We start from the raw sequence: 8,008 nt of genomic DNA on the forward strand, positions 1-8,008 counted from the left end.
ATCTGCGCGTGTCGGGCTCGACGGCATCCGGCGGGACCGGGCGGCTCGGCACCGTCAGCTACACGATCAGCGACGGCACCGACGACGAGGGCGCCGCCGTGCAGGGTGAGGCGACCGTCTTCCTGCTGCCGCCCGCCCCCCAGCTCGCTCCGATCGCCGTCGACGACACCGTCGTCGTGCGCGCCGGGGCGCAGATCGACATCCCCGTCCTCGACAACGACATCGCACCCTCCGGCGGCAAGCCGACCCTCAACCCCGCGTCGATCGTCTCCAGCTCGTCCGAGGCGCTCGCCTTCGCCGGCGGCGATGTGCTGCGCTACCTCGCGCCGACTGCGCCGGGGGAGTATCGCGTCGATTACAGGGTCTACACGACCGGTGCGCCGGCGCTCGAAGATCCGGCGACCGTGCACATCGAGGTGCTTCCCGCCGACGCCAACCGCGCGCCGCTGCCGGAGACGCTGGAAGGTCGCGTGCTCAGCGGTCAGTCGACGCTCGTCGAGTTCGACGACTTCGGCATGGACCCCGACGGCGATGTCGTGAGCCTCGACCGCATCGTGAGCCAGCCGGCCAGCGGATCGGCGACGGTCGCCGCCGACGGCGAGTCGATCCTGTACACGAGCGTGCCCGGGTACCGCGGACAGGTGTCGTTCCGCTACCGCGTCGTGGACGCGTTCGGGCAGACCGGCGAGGGCGTGGTGCGCCTCGGAGTCCTGGACAGCCAGTCCAATCCCAGCCCCGTCACGTTCACCGACTACGTCCAGGTGCAGGCGGGTGCCACGAGCACCATCCGCGTGAGTCCCCTGGCCAACGACGTGGACCCGACGATGGGCACGCTCTCGGTGACCGACGTCCGGCCCGACCTGCCGGCGAACTTGAGCGACGGCAGCGCGAACCCCGAATACGAGCGCCTCGACGGGCGGCTGGATTCGGTCGGCGATACGACCGTCGTGATCCAAGCCGGAACCCAGCCGACCACGATGTCGTTCCTCTACGACGTCGAGTCCAGCTCGGGAAACACCGGTCGTGGCCTCATCGTCGTCGAGGTGGTGCGCGAGAGCGTGCCGAACTACCCGATCGTCGACGACACCGTGCTCACCGCCGAGACGCGCGAGGACTTCCCGAGCGGGGTGGATGTGCTCTCGGGACGGGCCTCGTGGTCGGGCGGCGACGTCGACGACCTGTCGGTGAGCCTGTGGGGCGATCAGCCGGGGGTGTCCGTCGACGGCCGGAAGCTCAGCGGCGCATTGCCAGACAGCACGCGGGTCATCCCGTTCGCCGTCAGCGGCGAGGGCGTCGAAGGCCCCGTGATGACATACGCGTTCCTCCGCGTCCCCGGCACCGACGACCTCGCGCTGGCGATGCGCTCGGGCGCGCCGACGCCCGAGGTCGCCGAGCTGGAGTCGGTCACGTTCGACATGGCGACGCTCGTGGCGGCGCCCCGCGGAGCGACGCTCGAGGTCAGCGAGGAGGTGCGCCCGTCGGGGGCTCGTTCCGAGGCATCCTGCACGGTCGAGTCGGGCACCCTGGTGCGGTACGACGCCGGAGCGGGGGCGCCGTGGGCGGACGCCTGCCAAGTGCCGGTCCGGCTCGTCGGCCAGACCGAGTGGACCTATCTCTCGGTGCCGATCGTGATCCAGGCGGTCGATCCTCAGCCGGAGCTGCGCGCCGGATCGCTGGCGGTCGGGCCGGGCGAGACGGCTGAATTCGACCTGCGGAACATGACCAGCTGGCAGCTCCGCGAGGATTGGAGCCGCATCGCCTACGCGCTCGACTACGCCGGCTCGGCGTTCGAGGTGTCCCTCAACGGGTCCATCGTGACCGTCGTCGGCGCCGACCGCGCCGTGCCCGGTTTCGAGGAGGCGGCGATCGTCTCCGTGACCAGCCATCCGTCCGTCCCGCCCGTCCGCCTCATCCTGCGCGTCGGCGCCGCACCATCGACGCTTCCGCAAGGGGGGTCGGTCACCCAGCAGTGCTCGCAGGCCGCCGGGTCCTCCTGCACGATCTCGGTGATCGGTGCCGGCGGCGAGGTCAACCCCCTGCCGCGCACGCCGCTCACCGTCGTCGAGGCGCGGCCCACGGGAGCGTGCGTCGGGATCAGCTTCCAGGTCGCCTCGGAGACGTCGATCCTCGCCACGTGGGACGGCGACGCCCCCGGAGCGACCTGCACCGCCGCGTTCTCGGTGGAGGACGCGCAGGGCAGGCGCAGCAGCGCCGAGCGCGATGGCCAGCTCCTGCTGGACCTGCAGGGCTTCCCCAGGGCGCCCGCCAGCGTCTATCAGACCGGCTTTTCGGACGGCGAGCTCACCCTGCGGGTCGACCCGGGAGAGGCCGGTCTCGCGTATCCCGCGCTGACCGGGTTCGTCATCCGCTCGAACGGCTCCGAGGTCGCCCAGTGCTCGGCGGACGGCTGGTGCCCGCCCATCGCGGCGCCCAACGGCGAGCGGCGCACCTTTGAGGCGTATGCGCGCAACGACGTGGGCACCTCCCGCACCGGGGTGCGCGTCGACGCGTGGGCGTACGACTCGCCGGACGCGCCGTCGCAGATCGAGGTGCGCCCCGTCGTCACTACGGGTGAGGGAGGCGTCGTCTCGCTGGCGATCGACGGGATCGACACCGAGAAGACCGGCGCGCTGGAGATCGCGAGCCCCGCCGGCGAGACCGTGCGGGTGCCGATCGCGCAGGGCGAGACCGGCATCGAGCTGAGCGAGTACCGCGTCGGCTCCAACGTCTCCAGCCCCATCACGATCACTCCGTTCTCGCGGTTCGACCCGCCGCCCGGGCAGGAGGGAGCGGCGGCCGGTGCTGCCGCGACGGTGTGGGGCAACGGCATCGGTGCACCCACGGACCTCTCGCTGGCCCTGACCCCGGTGTCGAACGGCGACGGCACGTCGACGGTGACCGCGGACGCCACCGCCACGCCGGGCGGGGACGGCTCGACACTGCGCTTGGGGATCGTCCGCGAAGGCGATTCGTGTACCGCGACCGAGGCGGGGGCGACCGCCTCCTTCCCGGGCCTCACCGAGGGGGAGGAATACGTCTTCACGGTGTGCGCCGAGTCGTGGTTCGACGGAGACCGCTACGGCCGCTCGAGCGCGACCCAGAGCGTCCGCGTTCCGCAGAACACCGCGGCTCCGCAGGGCTACACCTTCGCCGTCGACGCCGCCCCGGACGTGGGCGACGGTCGTGCGGCATGGATCATCCGCAGCACCCCGAGCTCGGACGAGCCCGTGCCCAACCGCAGCTACGCGGAGTTCGCGGGACTGCCCAGCTCGGTCTTCGACCGCGACCCCGGCGTCCAGGTGCGTTACGTGCACGAGAGCTGGGGCACGGCGACGGAGTGGGCCGCCGTGACACCCCGCCCAGGCAGCGCGCCGTACCAGGTGCAGGCCACGTGGGGTGTGCAGGCGTGCGTCGGCGGATCGGACCTGCTGCCGGTCGGCGACTCCTCGGCGGATGCCGCAGGCGGCAAGGCCGCGATCGTCTTCGGCAACGCCGGACTCGTCTATTACGACTCCGCGGGCGCGGTGCTGCCGCATACGGTGGACACCTGGTCGGTGCCGGTCGGCGCGGTGCGCGTCGACGGGATCACCGTGTCGGTGGACTGGAGCGCACAAGCATGGGGCCTGTCACCTGCGTCGGCGACGTTCTCGGCATCCTGTGAACCGAACAACCCCCCGCCCGCGACGTGACCCGCGCACTCGAGAACGACCGATGAAGGACAGCCGCAGATGAGCATCACTCAGGATCAGGCGACGTGGTTCGCCCAGACGTTCGGCCAGATCGCCGACAACGTCGAGCGCGCCGTCCTGGGCAAGCGCCACGTCGTCGAGCTCGTCCTGACCGCGATGCTCAGCGACGGCCACGTGCTGCTCGAGGATGTGCCGGGCACGGGGAAGACCTCGCTGGCCCGCGCCATGGCGCAGTCCGTGCAGGGCACGAACACCCGCATCCAGTTCACACCCGACCTGCTCCCGGGCGACATCACCGGCATCACCGTCTACGACCAGAAGACCGGATCCTTCGAGTTCCACGCCGGCCCGATCTTCGCCAACATCGTCCTCGCGGACGAGATCAACCGGGCGAGCCCCAAGACGCAGTCCGCGCTGCTGGAGGTCATGGAGGAGGGCAAGGTCACGATCGACGGCGTTTCCCGCCAGGTCGGCGTCCCGTTCCTCGTTCTGGCGACCCAGAACCCCGTGGAGCAGGCGGGCACCTACCGGCTGCCCGAGGCGCAGCTCGACCGGTTCATGATGCGCGCTTCGCTCGGCTACCCCGATCATGCCGCGACCGTGCGCATCCTGGACGGCGCGGCGGTGGCCACGGCCGAGCTGTCGCCGGTGGTCACGCCTCAGGCCCTCGTCGGCATGGCCGACCTGGCGGCGTCGGTGTACGTGGACGCCCTCGTGCTCGACTACATCGCGCGGCTCGTGGACGGCACGCGCGCAGCGGACGAGGTGCGCCTGGGCGTGAGCATCCGCGGCGCCCTCGCCCTGACCAAGTCGTCGCGGTCGCGCGCGATCTCGCAGGGTCGCACCTACGTCACCCCCGACGATGTGAAGGCGCTCGCCGTCTCGGTGCTCTCGCACCGGCTCATCCTCCACCCGGACGCGGAGTTCGACGGCGTCACTCCCGAGGCCGTCATCGGCCAGGTCTTGCTGGATGTCGCTCCGCCGAGTCGCCGCGAGGCCGTATGAGCCTGACCGAATCCCGCCTCACCCGGACGTCCGCCTTGCCCGGTGCGTCCGCGGCCGGTCCCAGCGAGACGACCAGCACGCAGGTCACCTCGGCTGCGGGCGGCCGACGGATCGTGCGAGCCGTGGTGTGGTGGACCCGCGTGTCCCGCGCGGTGGGCGCTGCGCTCGCAGCCGCGTCCGACTGGCTCGCGCAGACGGTCCGGCCCGCGGGGGCGCTGGCCGTGCTGACGGGGACCGTCGGACTGCTCTTCGGGATCGCGTTCGGGTGGGTGGAGTGGATGGTCGCGGGAGCGGTCGCGCTCGCACTCCTCGCCATGTGCGTGCCGTTCCTGTTCGGCGAACGCTCCTACGAGGTCGACCTCGTGCTCGCGCACGAGCGCGTCGTCGCCGGCGACGGAGTGACCGGCGAGATCGTCGTGCGCAACGAGGGACAGCGCACCGCGCTGCCCGGGCGCCTCGACATCACCGTCGGCCCGGGGCTGGTCGAGTTCGGCGTTCCGCTGCTGCGTCCCGGCCACACCGTCTCGCAGCCCCTGGAGATCCCCGCGCTCCGGCGCGGCATCGTGACGGTCGGACCAGCGACGACGGTCCGCAGCGATCCGATCGGGCTCCTGCGTCGCGAACACGCCTTCGACGACGTGCACGAGCTGTACGTCCACCCCCGCACCACGTCGATCCCGTCGACCAGCGCCGGCCTCATCCGCGATCTCGAGGGCAACCCGACGCGCCGTCTCGTGGATGCCGACATGTCGTTCCACGCGATCCGCGAGTACGCCGCGGGTGATTCCCGCCGCCACATCCACTGGAAGTCCACGGCGAAGACCGGCCAGCTGATGGTGCGGCAGTACGAGGAGTCCCGCCGCTCGCGGATGGCGGTGGTGCTCTCCGTCGCCCAGGCCGAGTTCGGCGATGCGGACGAGTTCGAGCTCGCGGTCAGCTCGGCCGCCTCGCTCGGGCTGCGCGCGGTCCACGATGCGCGCGAGCTGGACATCGTCATCGGATCGGAGATCCCCCGGGTGGTCCGCGGTCGGCTGCGTGCCATCCGGCACATCCCCGCAGCGTCGCGGCGCACCATGCTGGACGGGTTCAGCGCCATCGACATGCTCGAGAACACGATGCCGATCGGCGACGTCTGCCGGCTCGCGGCCGAGGCCAACGAACGCCTGTCCATCGCGTTCATCGTCGTCGGCTCGCGAGTGCCGCTCGGCATCCTGCGTCAGGCGGCTCTGGGCTTCCCCGCCGACACAGCGGTCGTCGCGGTGATCTGCGACGAGCGGGCCGAGCCGCGCATGCGCGCCCTGTCGGGGCTCACCGTGCTCACCGTCGGCACCCTCGACGACCTCTCCGGCCTCCTCCGACGCGGAGCGACATCGTGAGCACGTCGCAGGAGCCCGAGGTCCTTCCGCCGCCGGGTGCATACGGAACCACGCAGCTGGTCCCACGCATCGCGGCGGGATCGCTCTTCATGGGTGCCGTCGTCGCGATCGCGGCCGTGGCCGCGTGGCCGATCTACCGGGACTGGTCGTTCCTCCTCCTCGCCGGCGTCTCCGCCCTGATCGCGGCGGGCATCGCCGCGATCGCGTGGCGGCGCTCCTGGGGGGGATGGCTGGTCGCGGGGGTCCTCGTGGTCGTGTTCTTCGTCATCGGGGTCCCGCTCGCCGTCCCCTCGCGTCTCGGCGGCGGTCTGGAGCTCATCCGCGGCTTCGGAGAGGTGGCATCCGGAGCGGTGCTCGCCTGGAAGGACCTGGTCACCGTCGACCTCCCGGTCGGCACGTACCGCAACCTGCTGGTGCCCGCCCTCATCGTGTTCCTGGCCGGGACGTGCGCGGGCCTCCTGCTGTCGTGGCGCCCCGGCCGCATCGCGTACGCCGCCGCTCCGGTCGCGCTCGGGATGATCTCGTTCGGCCTGTTCTTCGGGCGCACCACCGTCAGCTCTCCCCTGCGTCTGGGCCCGGTCGTCATCGCGGCGCCGCTGGAGATCGCTCTGGGAGTCGCCGGGCTGCTCACGTGCCTGCTCTGGCTCGCGTGGCGCAGCCGTGACGAGCGGGTGCGGTCGCTCCGCCGCGCCGCGGCATCCAGCGGCGTGCGGGTGCCACGCCGGCCTGCCGTCGACCATCGCAGGGCCGCCCTCGGTGCCGGGATGGTCGTCCTGGCCGTCCTCGCCGCCGCGGTCGTCGTGCCGTTCGCCGCGCGAGGCATGGAGCGCGAGGTGCTGCGCTCCGCCGCGGGACCGGAGATGGCCGTCGCGTCGGCGGTCAGCCCGCTCGCGGAGTACCGGGGCCTGTTCGCCGACGACCGCGCAGACGACGTGCTGTTCAGGGTGACCGCCGACGGGGAGCTTCCCGACCGGATCCGGCTCGCCACCCTCGACAGCTATGACGGCGAGATCTACCGCAGCGGCGGCATCGGCGCGCTCGATCAGGCGCGCTTCGTGCGGGTGCCGTCGACGCTCGATGCCGGCCCCGGACGGCGCATCGAGGCGGAGGTCACGATCGAGGGTCTGGACGGCATCTGGATGCCGACCTTCGGCCGGCTGGAGAGCATCGAGTTCGCGGGGGCGCGCGCCGCCTCCCTCGCGGACCGCTTCTACTACCGCTCGGCGGCCGCCGCGGGCGTTCAGACGGCCGGTGGCGGGCTGAGCGACGGCGACGCGTACCTGCTCACCGCCGTCGAGCCGGCGATTCCGGACCTCGCCGCGATCGAAGCGCCGGGCGGCCTCGGCGACGCCGAGGTTCCGCAGAGCGTCAGCACGTGGGTGGAGGAGCACGTCTCCGGCTCGGGCGGCGCCGCACTGACCGGGCTCGTCCGGCTCCTCCGCGAGCGCGGCTACCTCAGCCACGCCCTGGAGATCGGCGAGGACGATACCCCGCTGTGGATGCAGTCCCTTCCCGGTTACACCTTCCAGCCGAGCGCATCCGGGCACTCGCTCGCCCGCATCGACCAGCTGTTCTCGCGCCTGCTCGAGCGGGAAGTCGACCCGCGGGCGGCGGCATCCGCCAATTACGTCGCCGCGGTCGGAGACGACGAGCAGTTCGCCGCCGCTGCCGCGCTCGTGGCCCGAGAGCTCGGATTTCCGGCGCGCGTCGTCGTCGGGGCTCGGCTGAGCGCTCCCGACCCCACGCTGCGCACGTGCGATGCCGGCGTCTGCCGCGCGCAGGATCTCGCGGTGTGGACCGAGGTGCAGTCCGCATCGGGCGAATGGGTGCCGGTGGATGTCACCCCGCAGTTCAGCCAGTCGCCCAGCCTCGAGGTGTCCGAGCAGCGCAACCCCGAGAACGTGACCGAGGTGCGTCCCGAGTCCATCGAGGACGTCG

4 protein-coding genes are annotated in these 8,008 nt (G+C 71.9%); all 4 read left to right on the forward strand.

All coding sequences use genetic code 11. The features are described 5' to 3' along the window. Window positions 1-3,689, forward strand: a 3,689-nt coding sequence (locus VFX99_RS01515; RefSeq protein ID WP_329664557.1) for an Ig-like domain-containing protein, incomplete at its 5' end; no start/stop codon positions are given. 39 nt (window positions 3,690-3,728) lie between these two features. Beyond that, complete coding sequence (locus VFX99_RS01520; protein WP_329664558.1) at window positions 3,729-4,694, forward strand: MoxR family ATPase; 966 nt, start codon at window positions 3,729-3,731, stop codon at window positions 4,692-4,694. Then, entirely contained in the window at window positions 4,691-6,070 is a 1,380-nt protein-coding gene (locus VFX99_RS01525) for a DUF58 domain-containing protein (protein WP_329664559.1), read from the forward strand. The genes VFX99_RS01520 and VFX99_RS01525 overlap by 4 nt, the downstream gene beginning before the upstream one ends. Further along, the coding region (locus VFX99_RS01530) for a transglutaminaseTgpA domain-containing protein (protein WP_329664560.1) at window positions 6,067-8,008 on the forward strand (1,942 nt) is incomplete at its 3' end. The genes VFX99_RS01525 and VFX99_RS01530, both read left to right, overlap by 4 nt.

The organism is Microbacterium sp., from assembly GCF_036277215.1.
Taxonomy (GTDB): Bacteria; Actinomycetota; Actinomycetes; order Actinomycetales; family Microbacteriaceae; genus Microbacterium.

What these genes read in the sequence shown, in the direction of transcription:
- VFX99_RS01520 (WP_329664558.1), top strand. Translation starts at nt 3,729, where the DNA reads ATGAGCATCACTCAGGATCAGGCGACGTGGTTCGCCCAGACGTTCGGC.
- VFX99_RS01525 (WP_329664559.1), top strand. Translation starts at nt 4,691, where the DNA reads ATGAGCCTGACCGAATCCCGCCTCACCCGGACGTCCGCCTTGCCCGGT.